The organism is Aeribacillus sp. FSL K6-1305 (assembly GCF_038050115.1).
GTDB lineage: Bacteria > Bacillota > Bacilli > Bacillales > Aeribacillaceae > Aeribacillus > Aeribacillus composti.
Window position 1 is genome coordinate 1,364,118 of record NZ_JBBOQV010000001.1, and the last position, 16,373, is coordinate 1,380,490.

Below are 16,373 nucleotides of genomic sequence, written 5' to 3' on the forward strand. Positions count from 1 at the left end.
TCCTCCTTCAGTTTCCATACACATGTTTCAGTGCATGTTCCGGAGCCGCATAAGGCGCATTTTCTGCATAATCAGTTGCTTCATCGATTACGCTTGCAATTTTCGTCTGCATATTTTGTTCCAATTCCTCTGTTAACAATCCAATTTCTTTTAAATAGGATGCAAACGTATAAATCGGATCTTTTTTCTTAGCTTCTTCGATTTCTTCTTTTGTCCGGTAGCTCCGATCATCATCATCGCTCGAATGGGGTGTAAGGCGGTGCACAAGCGTTTCAACCAATGTCGGTCCCTCTCCTCGGACAGCTCTTTCTCTCGCTTCCTTCACAACTTTATACACTTCAAGAGGATCGTTTCCATCTACAGTCACCCCGTGCATGCCGTACCCTGCTGCTCTGTCTGACACTTTTTCGCAAGCTAATTGCTTTTGAATCGGAACGCTGATGGCGTATTGGTTATTTTCACACATCAAAATGACAGGTAATTTATGTACTCCAGCAAAATTCGCCCCTTCATGAAAATCTCCTTGGTTCGAAGATCCTTCCCCAAAGGAAACAAATGTGACAAAATCCTTTTTATCGATTTTTCCTGCTAAGGCGATTCCAGCTGCATGAGGAACTTGAGTTGTAACAGGGGATGAACCAGTTACAATCCGATTTTTCTTTTGGCCGAAATGTCCCGGCATTTGCCTGCCCCCGGAATTCGGGTCTTCCGCTTTTGCAAATGCTGACAGCATTAATTCTTTCACGGTCATTCCAAAGTGCAGGACAATGCCTAGATCACGGTAGTAAGGCAAAATATAATCCTTTGTTTTGTCCAAGGCAAAGGCTGCACCAACTTGAGCGCCTTCATGCCCTTGACATGAGATGACAAATGGGATTTTTCCTGCTCGGTTTAAAAGCCACATCCGTTCGTCCACTTTTCTTGCAAGAAGCATCGTTTCATACATGTTTAATACGTCCTGATCCGTTAAACCTAAAGACTGATGACGATTTTTGGGCATGACAAGACCTCCCTAGCTTATATATGTATTGCTTTGCCATTTACCGCAAGAGCCGCTTCCATTATCCCTTCTGACAATGTTGGATGGGCATGAATCGTACGGGAGAGTTCCCAAGAGCTTGCATCGAGAAAGCTTGCTAAACTTCCTTCAGAAATCAGCTCTGTTGCATTTGGTCCGATAATATGAATTCCTAAAAGATCATCGGTCTTTTCATCTGCGACAATTTTGACAAACCCTTGCGGTTCTCCATAAATGAGCGCTTTTCCAACTCCTTGAAAAGGAAATTTTCCGATTTTGACGGTATAGCCTTTTTCCCTCGCTTCTTGTTCTGTTAAACCGATACTTGCAGCTGCAGGATTCGAATAAATACATTTAGGGACTTTTTTGTAGTCAATTGGCAAAACATTCTCTCCTGCAATATGTTCTACGGCGCGTATTCCTTCTTGCGATGCGACATGGGCAAGCTGAAGACCGCCGATGACATCACCGACTGCATAGATGTTTGATTCCTTTGTTTGATAAAACTCGTTTGTCACAATATAGCCATTATGGATTTCAATTTCGGTATTTTCCAATCCAATTCCTTCTGTGTTCCCTTTTCTCCCTATTGACAACAGCAGTTTTTCACTGTGCAAACTGATTTCTTGTCCATCCTGTTCGATGAACACTGTGATTCCGTTTTGTATTTCTGTTTTTTCAGGCAAAATCGATATATTCGTAAAAATGCGGACTCCTTTTTTCCTCATTAGCCGTTCCATTTCTTTACTTATTTCAATATCTTCTGACGGCAAAATTCGATCCGCCATTTCAAGGATCGTGACTTCAACTCCGAAATCAGAGAGCATAGATGCCCATTCCATTCCAATCACTCCGCCGCCCACAATGATCATAGATGAAGGAAGGCGTTGTAATTGCAATGCTTCATCTGACGTCAAAATAGTCTCGCCGTCAATCGTTAATCCAGGCAATTCACGAGGGCGCGATCCAGTTGCAATAATAACGTATTTCGGAAGTAAAATTTGGTTTTCCTCCCCGTTTTCCATCTCTACAGAAACTGTTCCCGGCTGCGGAGAAAAGATGGACGCACCTAAAATTCGTCCGATGCCATGAAACACATCGATCTTTCCCTTTTTGACTAATTGCCTGACCCCTTGATAAAGTTGAGAAACTATCTTTTCCTTCCGCTCCTGCACTTTATCAAAATTGACTTGAACATTGGACAGCTCGATTCCAAAGTCGCTGCTTTTTTTTGATTGAGCAAAAATTTCAGCGCTTCGCAATAAAACTTTGCTCGGGATGCAGCCCGAATGCAAACAGGTCCCCCCAAGCTTTGATTTTTCTACAATAGCTGTTTTCATACCGAGCTGGGATGCCCGGATCGCTGCGACATATCCTGCTGTTCCTCCTCCTAAAATCACTACATCATATTCTTTGGCCATGAAACTCTCCTTCCTTTAATCTCTTCTATGTATGCTAAAAAACCGATTTTTAAAAATATTTATATAGAAAAGACGTCTGCTATTTGTCCATTCACCATTAATAAAATGGCATACCTTCATCATAACATGTTTATTTGTATTGACAAATTGTTAGATGACCGTAAAAATGAAATTGATCCGTACTATTTTAACAGAAAGGGATATAAAGTCAAATGATAAGGCTTATTGCATTGATGATTATGGTGATTCCAGGGATTCTGGCGGTTTACGGAATTAAATTAATGCGTGATATGCTTTTTGGCATTTTACAGCCCCCGTTTCCTTATTTATGGCTGCAATTTTTAATGGGTTTATTATTTTTCCTAGCAGGATTGTTCTTTATAGGAGGATTTATTTTGCATAGAGATAGAAAACGCAATCGAGTTCAGCCGCGTTTTCAGAAAAAAAGTAACCGCCGTTAGGCTCAGCGGTTACTTTTTTTCAGGAGGCCTTATGCTCCAATCTCAATTTATCTGCCACCATTGCGATGAATTCTGAGTTCGTCGGTTTGGCTTTTGACATGCTGACTGTGTAGCCAAACAGCGATGAGATAGATTCAATGTTGCCGCGGCTCCATGCTACTTCAATAGCATGGCGGATAGCACGTTCCACACGGCTTGCCGTTGTGTTAAATTTTTTCGCAATATCTGGATAAAGCACTTTTGTAATCGATCCTAACAGCTCGATATCATTATAAACCATGGAAATCGCTTCTCTTAAATATAAATATCCTTTGATGTGCGCAGGAACCCCGATTTCATGAATAATGCTTGTAATACTAGCGTCTAGATTGTCATTTTTATTTTCAGAAACAGCAGAGCCAGATTTATGTAAAGATATATTTTTCATTAAAGGTGAAGGTTTTCCACTCACTTGACGAATATTTCCAGCCAGCTGTTCCATGTCGAACGGTTTTAAAATAAAATAAGCAGCCCCTAGGTCGACCGCTTTTTTCGTTACATCCTCCTGGCCAAAAGCAGTTAACATGATCACGTTCGGTTTTTTCGCTTTGTTTAGCTCCTTGAGCTTTTGCAGCACTGCTAAACCATCTAAATGGGGCATTATAATATCCAATACAAGAACGTCCGGGCTTTTTTCATTTAAAATATTTAAACATTCCTGACCATTGTAAGCAACACCGATCACTTCCATATCTTCTTGGCTGGATAAATATTCATCCAAAAGGGCAACAAGCTCTCGGTTATCATCAACGATACATACTTTAATTTTTTCCACACGCACTCCTCCCAATCCTCTTTACAAAATTATACATTGTTTGATCTACAAGATATTTTCGACAACTTTACAAATAATCCTTTTCCTTTTTTAAAAAAAAGTGAAAAAATATGTGTTTTTTCAAAGTTCTTCTTTTTTCTTCCTATTTATTATGAATAAAGTCTTAGATTTCAACCAAATTTCTCCTCTAACAAACATAAACAGCGTTTTTGTAATAAATATGTATGTCGAATTAAATAAGTTTATACATAAATTTTCGCTTGATTCAGCCAGTACACTTCCCTTGCTTTTAAAGCAAACAGCCCACTTCACAAAATTCCTTTATGTGAACGTGACGTTTTTCGCAAAAGGATTTATGTCAGAACGCTGCATCATGTAATAAGAGTAGGAGGGAGCGATTAACTCCCGTCCTCTCACACCACCGTACATACGGTTCCGTATACGGCGGTTCCATTAAGATAATTGACGCAAGTCTTTATAACTTCCGTGAATAGCTGTTCTCTTTATGCCAGTGGTCACTCCACCCTCCAAGAGGTCTCCCACGGGATTCACCGCTTCCTCCCTCAAGTGAGGTACTACGTTTTCTGTGTTCATCATGACTCACTGAATGCCAAGGGCTATTCTCTCTTAATTGTTCGGTCCTTCTTAGTTGTTCTAGACCAACTAATACTATGACCTCTGCTGACTTCTGACGGTTCAGCTACTTATCACTAAGTAGGTTATGAAGTGTACTTCACATATCCGCCAGACCTCCCCGGGTAAGTACATGCACTTTCACACCATCTATCCGCCTCATTTACTCGATATGACCTTCGACAGAAAGAGCTTTGTTTTGTTTTGCAAACTCACTCAATCATACCTAGCCTTATATGAGGTTCGTGTTCCTCGGACCGGTGTTTTGCCTCCAGCTTCCTTCAGATTCCGCGTCACCACGGACACCCTTTCGTTGAGCTAACCTCTACTTCTGTCTTCGGGGTTCGGGACTTACATCCTATAGTTCATGTACATGCCGGGCGCACATAAGAAAAAGCGAGTGCGTTAACTCGCTTTTTGCTGCTTTTCGTCAATACTAATCCCTGCGTCTTGCAGCATCCATTCAATGTGAACACCGTAACCAGATGTCGGATCATTGACAAATACATGAGTCACAGCGCCAACCAGCTTTCCATCTTGAATGATTGGACTGCCGCTCATTCCTTGAACAATGCCTCCTGTTTTCTTAAGCAATTCCTTATCTGTCACTTTTATGACCATACCTTTTGTTGCAGGAAACTTTTGATTAACGGTACTGACAATTTCTACATCAAATGCTTCCACTTTATTTTGATCTACCACTGTTAAAATTTTTGCAGGACCTTCTTTTACTTGATGTGAGAAAGCAACTGGTATCGGTTTGTCCATAATTCCGTTTTTCACTTCTTGATTCAGCCTGCCAAATATGCCGAATGGACTGTTTTTTGAAATAGAGCCGATCACTTCATGTTTTTCTGAAAATCTTGCTAATTTTTCACCTGGACTTCCGCCTCTTCCTTTTTCAATCGACGTTACCGTTGAGCGGACAATTTTTCCATTTTCAACCACAATCGGTTTTTTTGTATCCATATCTGATATAACGTGACCAAGAGCACCGTATTTTTTTGATTTCGGATCATAAAACGTCATCGTTCCAATGCCTGCTGCAGAATCCCGTATATAGAGACCGATACGATACGTTTTGTCGCTTTTGTCTTTGACTGGTGTCAATTTCGTGTTGAGAACTTTGTTGTTGCGTTTTACTTCGATCGCTAAAGGGCGGCCTGTTCTTCCTGCTTCTTGTATAAATGGAATAATATCACTCATTTTTTCTATTTTTGTCCCATTAATTTTTGTTATCATATCGCCGACTTCTACACCTGCCGATTCACCCGGTGATTTTTTTCCGGCTTCAGTTTCAATTTGGTGAAAGCCGACTACTAAAACACCAAGTGTATTTAACTTAACACCGATCGATTGGCCTCCAGGAATTACCTTTAATTCCGGGAGAACTTTGACATTCACGTTTTTAACCGGCATGCCTTTTATTTCATAGAGAATTTGTCCATCTCCAGATTTCGTGCCTTTTAGCAGCAATTCGTCCCCGCTTTCCGACACTTTTAAAGCGTTTTGAACATCCTGAACTTGAGCTTGAGCTGGAATAACATTTTTTTCTATTGTATAAACGTCATGTTCAAAAATGGTGATTGTTTTCGGAATGTGTAAATATTGTCGCACCTCTTTTGAAAAGCCTAAACTGATTAAAGAAACAAGGAGAATCGTACCAATTATTTTTCTGATGTATTCTAAAGTCATTTCTTCACTCTCCTCGCTCCTAACCCACACCATATGACTATTTCACATGGCTACATCTAATAATTTTTCCTTGAGCGAGGCCATTTATAACTTTTTCTTAAAGAAATTATTTCCGCTAGGAGGATTTCACCGATATAGCCAGATCCAACAGCTCTTTTGCATGCTGCTTCGACAATTCCGTCACTTCCGCTCCAGCAATCATCCGGCCGATTTCTGCAATTTTTTCTTTTTCAGAAAGCGGAAGAACCTTTGTTTTCGTTCTTCCCTCTTTGCTTACTTCCTTAGCAATTAATAGATGGTTGTCAGCCATCGCTGCAACTTGAGGAAGATGCGTGATGCATAGCACTTGAGAGTTAATCGACACCTGATAAATTTTTTCTCCGATCGCTTGGGCGACACGGCCGCTTACACCAGTATCCACCTCGTCAAATATGATGGAAGTAATTCCTTGATGCTTGGAAAAAATCGTTTTTAAGGCAAGCATGATTCTTGATAATTCCCCGCCGGAAGCAATTTTCGCAAGAGGCTTAAGAGGTTCGCCTGGATTGGTGGAAATGTAAAATTCCACAAAATCCATGCCGTCACTTCCAAATTTCGCTGGAATTCCATCGATCAAAGCGGAATCTTGGGCCTCTTTCTGCGAAAATTGAACCTTAAATGTAGTTTTATCCATGTACAGCTGTTTTAATTCAGATGTGATTTGAGCGGTTAGCTTGTTTGCGTATTTTTTTCTTATTGCTGTTAAATGTTGGGATTTTGTCAGCAGTTCTTCGACGACAGATTTAAGCTCATTTCTAAGCGTTTGAATATGGCTTTCACGGTTTTCAATCGTATCGATCTCTTTTTCAATTTCATCTCTATATTGCAAAATGTCTTTGATTGATTGCCCGTACTTTCGTTTTAACCGATGAATGACATGGAGGCGGTCCTCTATCATATTTAACCGATCAGGATTAAATTCCATGCGTTCTAATTCATTTCTAAGCTGAAATGTTAAATCCTCTACAACGTAAAAACTGTTCGACAGTGTTTCGGACATTTCTTTTAACTGTTTATTAAATTCTGCTGCTTCTTCTAAATGATTCATGGCAAGTCGTAAAAAATCAAGCCCGCGCTGCTCTCCCTGCAGCGATTCATAGCTATTTTTCAAGGCTTCATAAATTTTTTCAAAATTTAACATTTCCTGCCGTTCTTCCTGAAGCTTTATATCTTCATCCATTTTTAAATCGGCATCGTCAATTTCCTTTAATTGAAACTTCAATAAATCCAATCGATGCGCCATCTGCTGCTCATTTTCTGAAAGGGCTTTTAACCGCTTTGTTAAGTCCGTGTATTTTTTATAAAGCTTTACGTATGCATCCTTTGCTTTTTTCACTTCTTCGCCGCCATATTCGTCGAGAAGATGAAGATGCTTTTGCTCGTCCATCAGCTCTTGATGATCGTGCTGTCCGTGTATATCGACTAATGTGCTCCCAATATCCCGGAGAATTCCGATTGTGACAAGCTTTCCATTAATTCTGCAAATGCTTTTTCCGTTAGCGGAGATATTCCGGTTTAAAACAATCATGCCTTCACTAGCATCTATTCCTAATTCATGGCACTTTTTCAAGCACGGATGGTCCTCTTCTTCCAATATAAACAACCCTTCCAATTCAGCGCGCTTTTCACCGGCTCGGACAAATTCAGAAGAACCGCGTCCTCCTACAAGAAGAGATATAGCATCAATAATGATCGATTTCCCAGCACCCGTTTCTCCCGTCAGCACTGTCAGCCCTTTTTCAAAAGAAAGAGATAGGGATTCAATAATGGCAAAATTTTTAATCGACAATTCCGCTAACATCGCATTTTCACCCCAAACTTGTTAAAGCATGTCCAAAAATTTTTCCGTCAACGTTTTGGTGTCTTCATTCTTCCTGCATATAATTAAAATCGTGTCATCGCCGCAAATTGTCCCTAATATTTCTTCCCAGTCCAAATTATCAATTAATGCACCAATTGCATGAGCATTTCCCGGCATTGTTTTCATCACAAGCAAATGTCCGGCAGAATCGATTTTAACAAATGCATCCATCAATGCTCTTTTCAGCTTTTGATGGGGATTGAAGCGCTGATCTGCGGGCAGGCTGTATTTATAACGTCCATCAGATGTCGGAACCTTCACTAAATGGAGCTCTTTGATGTCGCGGGATACGGTTGCTTGGGTGACATTAAAACCTAAATTTTTCAGCATTTCTACTAGTTCATCCTGCGTTTCGATTTCGTAATTTGTGACAAGCTCTCTAATTTTAATAAGACGCTGTCCTTTTGTCATTAGCGACCACCCCTATTCTCTTTCCTGTTATGATATCTCATAGAAAAACAGGAATAACTTGTATTCGTTATCCCTGTCTCTTTATTTTTAACGTCGAATGAGCATTTTTCACAATTTCTTCAATTGTTTCCGTAAATTTTATGTCACCTTTTTCTTTTGCCCCTCCCCAATACAAATGGAGCAAAAACTCTATATTCCCGTTGCTGCCAGTGATCGGAGAGTACGATAAATGTAAGCAATCAAATCCTTCACTGATTGCAAAGGCCGTTATGTCATGCAAAACTTCCTCATGAACCCGAGCATCCTTCACAATTCCTTTTTTCCCGACTTTTTCTTTTCCTGCTTCAAATTGCGGCTTAATTAGCGCGACGCATTCACCAGTGGGCACCAAAATGGTTTTTAAAACAGGGAGGATCAATTTTAAAGAGATAAACGATACATCAATGGTAGCAAATTCCGGAAGCCCCTTTTGAAAATCCTCCGGCTTTACATAACGGAAGTTTGTCCGTTCCATCACGATGACACGTTCATCTTGACGCAGCTTCCAATCCAATTGATTATACCCGACATCCACCGCATAACATAATTTTGCGCCGTTCTGCAAGGCGCAGTCGGTAAATCCTCCCGTAGAAGAGCCGACATCTACCATAATTTTTCCTGCCACACTGATTTCAAATTGTTTCAATGCCTTTTCCAGCTTTAAACCGCCTCTTGAAACATAAGGGATCGCATCTCCCTTTACAGTTAACGGGATGTCGCGATCAATTTTTTCGCCAGGCTTATCCAATCGTTTTTCATTTGAATAAACAAGCCCGGCCATAACGGCCCTTTTTGCTTTTTCTCTCGTTTCTGCAAGTCCTCTTTCTACAAGCAATACATCTAAACGTTCCTTTTTACCCATATTTGATTCCTTTTTCTTTTTTTGGTATTACTTCGAGCACATTTTTTATTATTCCTTCTTTTGTTAATCCAATCTCTTCTAATAGTTTTTCCACGCTTCCATGCTCGATAAAGCGATCTGGAATTCCCATTCTTTTCATTGTAAGATTTGTAAAGCCATGCTTTTCAGCAAATTCTAATACCGAGCTGCCAAAACCGCCTTCAAGAACTGCTTCCTCTACTGTTAAAATCGGTATTCCTTCGTTGAAAATCTCAAGAAGCATTTTCTCATCAAGCGGCTTTAAAAAGCGGGCATTGACGACTCGAACGGAAACATTATTTTTGGCAAGTGCTTTCGCTGCATCCAATGCCATTTTAATCGTCGTTCCAAATGTTAAAATGACAGCATCTTTACCTTGTAAAAGAACTTCCCACGTACCGATCGGAATTTCTTTCAGCTCAGGATCAAGAGGCACACCCAATCCTGTTCCTCTCGGATAGCGAAGAGCGATCGGCCCTTCATCGTACTTCAGAGCCGTATAAACCATATGCTGTCCTTCATTTTCGTCTTTCGCCATCATTAATACAATGTTTGGTATATGGCGCAAAAAAGCGATGTCAAATACTCCCTGATGGGTTTCTCCGTCAGCTCCGACGAGTCCTGCGCGGTCAATTCCGAAAAACACATTTAAGTTTTGTCGGCAAATGTCATGAACCATTTGGTCATAACCGCGCTGCAAAAAGGTTGAATAGATTGCCAAAAACGGCTTCATATTGGCAGCAGCAAGTCCTCCTGCAAGCGTCACCGCATGCTGCTCGGCAATACCGACATCAAACATTCTGTCCGGAAATTCTTCTCGGAATTTTTCAAGTTTCGAACCAACCGGCATGGCTGGTGTAATTGCAACAATTCTTTCATCGTTTCTCGCTAATTTTCGAACTGTTTCACTTACTAATTCACTCCAAGACGGAGCCGATATTTTCGGTTTAACAAAATCGCCTGTTTCAATTTTATACGGGCCTGTTCCATGCCATGTTCCAACCTTGTCTTTTTCGGCAGGCAAATAGCCCTTTCCTTTTTTCGTGATAACATGCAGCAAAACAGGGCCTTTTGTTTTTTTGGCATAACTAATGTTTTCCATCAATGCCTGAAAATCATGTCCGTCAATCGGTCCAAAATAGGTAAAGCCAAGCTCCTCAAAAAACATGCCCGAAACGAATAAATATTTCAGACTGTCTTTAAGCCGTTCTGCTGTTGAGGCAAGCTTTCCTCCGACAGCTGGAATTTTTTTTAACAAGTATTCCAACTCTTCTTTTACCCAGTGATATTTGCCTGTTGTTCTTAATCTTCCAAGTATATGATGAAGAGCACCGACGTTTGGAGCAATAGACATTTCATTATCGTTTAACACAACAATAATATCCTTTTGTTCATGGCCGATGTGATTCAATGCTTCAAGCGCCATGCCTCCGGTTAAAGCACCGTCGCCGATAATCGGCACAATATATTCATCCGTTCCTTTTAAATCGCGGGCAATAACCATTCCCATTGCCGCAGAAAGTGAAGTTGAACTGTGCCCCGTTTCCCAAACATCGTGCTCGCTTTCTGAACGCTTCGGAAAACCGGACAATCCTTTATACTGCCTCAACGTATCAAACTCTTTCGCCCTGCCTGTCAAAATTTTATGAACGTACGCCTGGTGACCTACATCCCAAATAAATTTATCTTTCGGGCTGTCAAACATTTTATGTAAAGATATTGTCAGCTCAACTACTCCTAAATTTGGTCCAATATGTCCGCCGGTCACTGACAGCTTTTCAATTAAAAATTGGCGAATTTCCGCGCTCAATTGCTCCAGTTCTTTTATTGAAAACTTTTTCAGAAATTTTGGATTTTCGATGGACAATAGATCCAAAACGGATCACTCACTTTCGCTTTTTAGATATGCTTGCTTTTTTATGATTCTTTCCTTTTTTCTCTTTCATCAAAACAATATTAAATCTTTTTTCAAAAAAATAAAATATCTTTCCGACATAAAAAATAATCGGAGTTGAAAAACGGATTGCAAACGCCTTTCCAAACGCTTTTCCTCCGACAGTAAGAGCAGCTACAATGCTTGTGAATACGATTGAAATCGTAAACTCAAGCGCCGAAGTTTGACGGTCGGCAAACGTCACCGCCAGCTGCACTACGACAACAGCCGAGGCTGTTCCGCTGATTATGCCGGAAATATCGCCAATAACATCGTTGCAAAAGTTCGAAAAGCGATCGGCATTTCGGATAATTTGAATGGCATGCTTGGCACCGCTCACACGCTTTGACGCCATCGCATGAAACGGAACCTCATCTGCTGATGTGGCAGCAATGCCGAGCATATCAAAAAAAATGCCGATTAAAACGATCACAAAAACGATCATCATACCGGCAGCCCATCCGACGCCTTCCAGGAGAACAGTTGATACAATTGAAAAAAGAGCCGCTAACACGAATGTGATAACGGCAATTCCTAAACTCCATCGTATTGAATATCGAATTAGCTCTTTCATCATGAAATGCATAACACCTGATTTCTATGTAAAAACTATATATAACGAAATGGAGTGGTCATATATAGAGTAAACATTACGGCTTAGGTCCAGTAGGTTTTCCCAGTCAAGTACCAGGCGTTGCCGCCCCGGCGGTTTCCCTTTAAACCTGACTTAGCGCTGTCGCCAAACGCTAGACTGGATTGCCACTTAGTCCGTACTACAATCCTCTATATATGTCATGTGAACAGTCTAGGAGTTTTCCTCAAACAGCCTTTAGCCGGTTCCTAGCCTCTTTTGCAGAGCCGATTTCATATGTCACATAAGAAACTCTTTCATTGGCCATATGAAAAAGTTCCTTGTTTCCATAATCCCCTCGGCCTCCACTCAAGGCAGGCTACGCTGTCCGCGCCTCATTGCACTATGAAGCGCGTAGACAGGTTCATACCCATTTTGCACATAAAATGGGCCTCCGCGGAAAGAGGGTCAACGCCCACATGCCATTGTGGATCGCCCTCTAACCTTAACCCCCAGCATCAACCCAAGGCTGGGCGCCTCAAGCCAACACCAGGAACTTCATCGATGTGCCCTTTAGCGGATTTTTAGGCCCGCCTTCAGAACCGGAGGGCTGACTAGAATACTGCACCACTCCATCATGTTTTCTGACAGAATTATATCATATAGGAGTGTTTTCCTCAACTTGTTGGAGAATGCACACATTCAAATGCGAATCCCGTTCCTCACATTTTGTCGACCCGTTGGAGGTGCACCGAATTTTCATCGTTTAATGTTCGCGCTCTCCAATTAAATCACAAAACGATAATAGAAGCTCATTGTTTATGGAGCATGTTTGCAAAATAGCCTTTGATGTTTCAATATGCTCCGACAATTTTTTCTTTGCGCCTTCCAAAGACAGTACGGACAAATACGTTGTTTTTTTATTCTCTTCATCGGAACCAACAGGCTTTCCGATCTTTTCTTCGTCTCCTTCAACATCTAATATGTCATCTTTAATTTGGAAGGCAATGCCTATATGGTATGCGAATTCCTTTAATTTATTTATTTCTTCAATCGACGCCTCAGCAATGATGGCACCTGCAATAATACTGAAAGCCAGAAGCTTTGCTGTTTTATGCTCATGAATATATTCAAGCTGTTTTAAAGTTAATTGTTTGTTTTCTCCTTCCATGTCGGCAACTTGTCCGCCAACCATTCCTTCTGCACCAGCCGCCTTTGAAAGCTCTGAAATGAGCGTCAATTTTACGCGATCTGAAAGCTCTTCAGCATCAGCAATCAGCCGAAAGCTTTCAGTCAGTAATCCGTCACCTGCCAGCACGGCTATGGCTTCTCCATATACTTTATGATTGGTCGGCTTTCCTCTTCTAAAATCATCATTGTCCATGCATGGAAGGTCATCATGAATGAGCGAATACGTATGAATCAATTCCACCGCACATGCGACCGGGTAGCCAATTTTCTCTTCTTTTCCATACGAATGGAGAACGGCAAGCAAGAGCATAGGGCGCAGACGTTTCCCGCCGGCATTTAAGGAATAAAGCATCGATTCTTTAATAATTTTCGGGGCATTTAATCTTTCAATATATGTGGGAAGAACGGAATCAATGGCAGCTTTGCGCGTTTTTAAGTATTCCGGAAAAGACATCACTTTTGTTCTTCCTCCTGTGCTTGGAAAGGTTTGATCGTTCCATCTTCATCAAGAATAAAATCCAATTGCTTTTCAGCTTGCGTTAATTTTTCATGGCAAAGCTTTGAAAGCTTCATTCCTTCTTGAAAATATTGGATCGCCTGTTCTAATGGAACATCTCCGTCTTCTAATTTTAAAACAATTGCTTCCAGCTCTTTCATCGCTTCTTCAAACGTTAATTCTTTTTGATCATTCATGATCTTCTCTCCTCAATTTCAGATACTTCACAATGGATGGTCCCGTCCTGCAATTTAATTTGAATAAAATCCCCTTCAGCCGTTTGTTTTACGCTCTTTACCAGCTTATCTTGTTTATACACAAGGCTGTATCCACGTTCCATAATCTTTAATGGGCTGAGCGCATCAAGTTTAGAAGCCAATGCTTGAAAGCGATTCAGCTTCTGTTGATATAAAGCTGTCATCTCGCGCAGCATTTTTTTGTCCAGATCCTTCATTCTTGTCTTCGCCCGCTCAATTTGGTCATATGGAAGTTCGTTTTTAAGACGATTCGTCAATAACAAGTATCGGTTCGTTTGATCGCTTAAGTAACGTTTTCCTGCTTTTTTAAACCTTTCGAATAAAATGTCCAGCTCCTGTTCCTTTTGCATATAAAGCTTTTTCGGATATTTGAATGCATATGAGTTGGTTAAGCGGAAAAGCTTGAGCTTTTCTTTTTTGATCCGTTCCTTTAAAGCGTTCGTCATTCTAATGTTCCGTTCCCGGATCTTTTCGATTAAATCCGTTATATTAGGAACAGCCAGCTCTGCTGCTCCGGTTGGAGTCGGCGCCCGAAGATCGGCGACAAAATCTGCGATTGTATAATCTGTTTCATGGCCTACAGCAGATATAACGGGTATTTTTGATTTAAAAATTTCCCTTGCCACCATCTCTTCATTGAAAGCCCACAACTCTTCAATCGATCCGCCTCCTCTTCCAACAATGAGGACATCGAAATAACCGAGGGAGTTGGCAAGCTGTATTTTATTCACAATCGATTTTCCCGCTTGTACACCTTGAACAATTGCGGGAATAACCACCACTTTTGCCACAGGGTATCTTCGTTTGATCGTTGTGATGATATCCCTGACGGCTGCACCTGTCGGCGATGTGATCACACCGATCGTCTTTGGAAAGGCAGGAATCGTTTTTTTATGCTTGACATCGAACAGCCCTTCTTGCTCCAATTTTTTTTTCAGCTGCTCGAATGCAAGATAAAGCCCTCCTACTCCATCAGGCTCCATTTCCTTTGCATAAATTTGGTATATTCCTCCGGGCTGGTAAATGGTAATTTCACCGCGTACCAATACGTTCATCCCGTCCTCTGGGCGAAATGGAAGAGAACGGTTAAAACTTGAAAACATAACCGCCTGTATTCTGGCATGCTCGTCCTTTAACGTAAAATAAATATGTCCGCTGTCATGAATTTTTACGTTTGATAATTCGCCTTTTACCCAAATATCGCGCAAATGTGGATCAACATCAAATTTTCGCTTAAGGTATTTTGTTAACGCCGAAACGGTTACAAATTTTTTGTTACTCATGAACAACTCCTTTAAAGCAAGTTTATGGACGTACCCGCTTCTTTGCGGATTTAACCGTATTATAAACCAGCATCGTAATCGTCATTGGACCTACTCCGCCGGGAACAGGAGTAATGGCGCTTGCTTTTTCTTTTGCCTCATCAAATTTTACATCGCCTACAAGTTTTCCGTTCTCAAGTCTATTGACGCCAACATCTATTACGACTGCACCTTCTTTAATATGATCAGCACCTATGAAATGAGGACGCCCGACAGCAACGATTAAAATATCTCCTTGGATCGTATGCTCCCGTAAATTTTTCGTTTTCGAATGGCAATATGTAACCGTTGCATTTTCGTTTAGAAGCAATTGTCCGACCGGTTTTCCGACAATATTGCTTCTGCCAACAACGACAACATGCTTTCCGGCAATTTCGATATTTGCAGATTTGATCATTTCAACAATTCCGGCCGGTGTGCACGGCAAAAACGCATCCTGTCCCGTCATCATGCGTCCAACATTAATCGGATGAAAGCCATCCACATCTTTTTCTGGAGAAATTTTTTCAATGACTGCTGTTTCATCAATATGGTCAGGTAACGGAAGCTGAACAAGAATTCCGTCATAACGATCGTCCTGATTATATTTTTCTATCACTTCAAGCAGTTCTTCTTGTGAAATCGACTCCTCCAAATGTTCCAGCTTAAAAGAAACGCCGATTTCCTCCGAAGCTTTTTGCTTCCCCTTAATGTAAGAAAGGGAAGCAGGATTGTTCCCAACTAAAATAATGGCAAGGCCGGGTGTTACCCCTTTTTCCTTTAATTGTTCCACTTCTTTCTTTAACTCGCTTCGCATTTCTTTTGCCAATTCTTTTCCGTCAATAATCGTCGCCACCATCTTTTTCCTCCTAAGCTTTTTTTTCTAACTCTTCTTTTATACTTGAGAGGACACCATTTACAAATTTGCTCGACTGAACATCTCCGAACATTTTAGCAAGTTCAATCGCTTCATCAATTGTTACATTGAACGGAATATCCGGTTCATATTTCATCTCATATACAGCTAAACGCAAAATGGCACGGTCAATGTTAGCCAATCTTTCCAATTTCCAATTGGTTAAATTCCTTTTTATCAATTCGTCAATTTCGTTTTGATGTTCAACCGTTCCGAGTACAAGCTTATTTAAAAATGGATCATGTTCATTACCGTCCAAAACATGATTGATGGCTTCCTCAGGAAGCGCTTCAGCCAAGTCAATTTGAAACAGTGCCTGCAATGCCTTTTTCCTAGCTGTTCTCCGTTTCATCTTTTTGCTCCTTTTTTCAAACTATGTCGAAATGTCATATATGAATCATATCATAACTGCCTCTTGTATCACATATGAAAGTTC

At 40.8% G+C, this 16,373-nt stretch carries 15 protein-coding genes; 1 reads left to right on the forward strand and 14 read right to left on the reverse strand.

Annotated elements, in window-relative coordinates; genetic code table 11:
* Nucleotides 1-7 precede the first annotated feature (7 nt).
* Complete coding sequence (locus tag NST97_RS06535; protein WP_340787819.1) at nucleotides 8-1,000, reverse strand: thiamine pyrophosphate-dependent dehydrogenase E1 component subunit alpha; 993 nt, start codon at nucleotides 998-1,000, stop codon at nucleotides 8-10.
* A gap of 17 nt (nucleotides 1,001-1,017) precedes the next feature.
* Complete coding sequence (gene lpdA / locus NST97_RS06540) at nucleotides 1,018-2,439, reverse strand: dihydrolipoyl dehydrogenase (protein WP_340806002.1); 1,422 nt, start codon at nucleotides 2,437-2,439, stop codon at nucleotides 1,018-1,020.
* Between the two features lie 212 nt (nucleotides 2,440-2,651).
* Between lpdA and NST97_RS06545 the strand changes: the two genes are divergently transcribed.
* Nucleotides 2,652-2,900 (forward strand): DUF2627 domain-containing protein, encoded by a 249-nt coding sequence (locus NST97_RS06545; RefSeq protein WP_340787823.1) that lies wholly within the window; start codon nucleotides 2,652-2,654, stop codon nucleotides 2,898-2,900.
* Between the two features lie 19 nt (nucleotides 2,901-2,919).
* Here the strand turns inward: NST97_RS06545 and spo0A are convergent, their stop codons facing one another.
* The 12 genes from spo0A to nusB all read right to left on the reverse strand — a co-directional run bounded on the left by spo0A (nucleotide 2,920) and on the right by nusB (nucleotide 16,289).
* Entirely contained in the window at nucleotides 2,920-3,714 is a 795-nt protein-coding gene (gene spo0A, locus NST97_RS06550; RefSeq protein WP_063388135.1) for a sporulation transcription factor Spo0A, read from the reverse strand.
* Nucleotides 3,715-4,752: 1,038 nt separating this feature from the next.
* Nucleotides 4,753-6,042: a SpoIVB peptidase gene (spoIVB, locus tag NST97_RS06555; RefSeq protein WP_311066312.1), complete on the reverse strand. Its 1,290-nt coding sequence runs from the start codon at nucleotides 6,040-6,042 to the stop codon at nucleotides 4,753-4,755.
* Between the two features lie 115 nt (nucleotides 6,043-6,157).
* Nucleotides 6,158-7,882, reverse strand: a complete 1,725-nt coding sequence (recN, locus tag NST97_RS06560; RefSeq protein WP_341343054.1) for a DNA repair protein RecN — start codon at nucleotides 7,880-7,882, stop codon at nucleotides 6,158-6,160.
* Between the two features lie 21 nt (nucleotides 7,883-7,903).
* Nucleotides 7,904-8,353, reverse strand: coding sequence for a transcriptional regulator AhrC/ArgR (ahrC, locus tag NST97_RS06565; protein WP_063388132.1), 450 nt, complete (start codon nucleotides 8,351-8,353; stop codon nucleotides 7,904-7,906).
* Nucleotides 8,354-8,420: 67 nt separating this feature from the next.
* Nucleotides 8,421-9,254 carry a TlyA family RNA methyltransferase gene (locus NST97_RS06570; RefSeq protein ID WP_063388131.1) on the reverse strand — a complete coding sequence of 278 codons (834 nt, stop codon included), beginning with the start codon at nucleotides 9,252-9,254 and terminating at the stop codon, nucleotides 8,421-8,423.
* Entirely contained in the window at nucleotides 9,247-11,148 is a 1,902-nt protein-coding gene (dxs, locus tag NST97_RS06575) for a 1-deoxy-D-xylulose-5-phosphate synthase (RefSeq protein WP_063388130.1), read from the reverse strand. The genes NST97_RS06570 and dxs overlap by 8 nt, the downstream gene beginning before the upstream one ends.
* A 10-nt stretch (nucleotides 11,149-11,158) precedes the next feature.
* On the reverse strand, nucleotides 11,159-11,779 hold the full coding sequence (locus NST97_RS06580; protein ID WP_066247695.1) for a hypothetical protein: 621 nt from the start codon (nucleotides 11,777-11,779) through the stop codon (nucleotides 11,159-11,161).
* A 763-nt stretch (nucleotides 11,780-12,542) separates the two neighbouring features.
* Complete coding sequence (locus tag NST97_RS06585) at nucleotides 12,543-13,421, reverse strand: polyprenyl synthetase family protein (RefSeq protein ID WP_130156396.1); 879 nt, start codon at nucleotides 13,419-13,421, stop codon at nucleotides 12,543-12,545.
* Nucleotides 13,421-13,660, reverse strand: a complete 240-nt coding sequence (locus NST97_RS06590) for an exodeoxyribonuclease VII small subunit (RefSeq protein ID WP_063388128.1) — start codon at nucleotides 13,658-13,660, stop codon at nucleotides 13,421-13,423. Before NST97_RS06590 ends, NST97_RS06585 begins: the two co-directional genes overlap by 1 nt.
* Nucleotides 13,657-15,003, reverse strand: a complete 1,347-nt coding sequence (xseA, locus tag NST97_RS06595; protein ID WP_063388127.1) for an exodeoxyribonuclease VII large subunit — start codon at nucleotides 15,001-15,003, stop codon at nucleotides 13,657-13,659. Before xseA ends, NST97_RS06590 begins: the two co-directional genes overlap by 4 nt.
* Before the next feature lie 22 nt (nucleotides 15,004-15,025).
* Nucleotides 15,026-15,880: a bifunctional methylenetetrahydrofolate dehydrogenase/methenyltetrahydrofolate cyclohydrolase FolD gene (gene folD / locus NST97_RS06600; RefSeq protein ID WP_063388126.1), complete on the reverse strand. Its 855-nt coding sequence runs from the start codon at nucleotides 15,878-15,880 to the stop codon at nucleotides 15,026-15,028.
* Between the two features lie 10 nt (nucleotides 15,881-15,890).
* The gene (nusB, locus tag NST97_RS06605) at nucleotides 15,891-16,289 is read right to left on the reverse strand and encodes a transcription antitermination factor NusB (RefSeq protein WP_063388125.1); all 399 of its coding nucleotides are present in this window, start codon (nucleotides 16,287-16,289) and stop codon (nucleotides 15,891-15,893) included.
* Between the last annotated feature and the right edge of the window lie 84 nt (nucleotides 16,290-16,373).

What these genes read in the sequence shown, in the direction of transcription:
- NST97_RS06535 (WP_340787819.1), bottom strand. Translation starts at nt 1,000, where the DNA reads ATGCCCAAAAATCGTCATCAGTCTTTAGGTTTAACGGATCAGGACGTA.
- lpdA (WP_340806002.1), bottom strand. Translation starts at nt 2,439, where the DNA reads ATGGCCAAAGAATATGATGTAGTGATTTTAGGAGGAGGAACAGCAGGA.
- NST97_RS06545 (WP_340787823.1), top strand. Translation starts at nt 2,652, where the DNA reads ATGATAAGGCTTATTGCATTGATGATTATGGTGATTCCAGGGATTCTG.
- spoIVB (WP_311066312.1), bottom strand. Translation starts at nt 6,042, where the DNA reads ATGACTTTAGAATACATCAGAAAAATAATTGGTACGATTCTCCTTGTT.
- recN (WP_341343054.1), bottom strand. Translation starts at nt 7,882, where the DNA reads ATGTTAGCGGAATTGTCGATTAAAAATTTTGCCATTATTGAATCCCTA.
- ahrC (WP_063388132.1), bottom strand. Translation starts at nt 8,353, where the DNA reads ATGACAAAAGGACAGCGTCTTATTAAAATTAGAGAGCTTGTCACAAAT.
- NST97_RS06570 (WP_063388131.1), bottom strand. Translation starts at nt 9,254, where the DNA reads ATGGGTAAAAAGGAACGTTTAGATGTATTGCTTGTAGAAAGAGGACTT.
- NST97_RS06580 (WP_066247695.1), bottom strand. Translation starts at nt 11,779, where the DNA reads ATGAAAGAGCTAATTCGATATTCAATACGATGGAGTTTAGGAATTGCC.
- NST97_RS06585 (WP_130156396.1), bottom strand. Translation starts at nt 13,421, where the DNA reads ATGTCTTTTCCGGAATACTTAAAAACGCGCAAAGCTGCCATTGATTCC.
- NST97_RS06590 (WP_063388128.1), bottom strand. Translation starts at nt 13,660, where the DNA reads ATGAATGATCAAAAAGAATTAACGTTTGAAGAAGCGATGAAAGAGCTG.
- xseA (WP_063388127.1), bottom strand. Translation starts at nt 15,003, where the DNA reads ATGAGTAACAAAAAATTTGTAACCGTTTCGGCGTTAACAAAATACCTT.
- folD (WP_063388126.1), bottom strand. Translation starts at nt 15,880, where the DNA reads ATGGTGGCGACGATTATTGACGGAAAAGAATTGGCAAAAGAAATGCGA.
- nusB (WP_063388125.1), bottom strand. Translation starts at nt 16,289, where the DNA reads ATGAAACGGAGAACAGCTAGGAAAAAGGCATTGCAGGCACTGTTTCAA.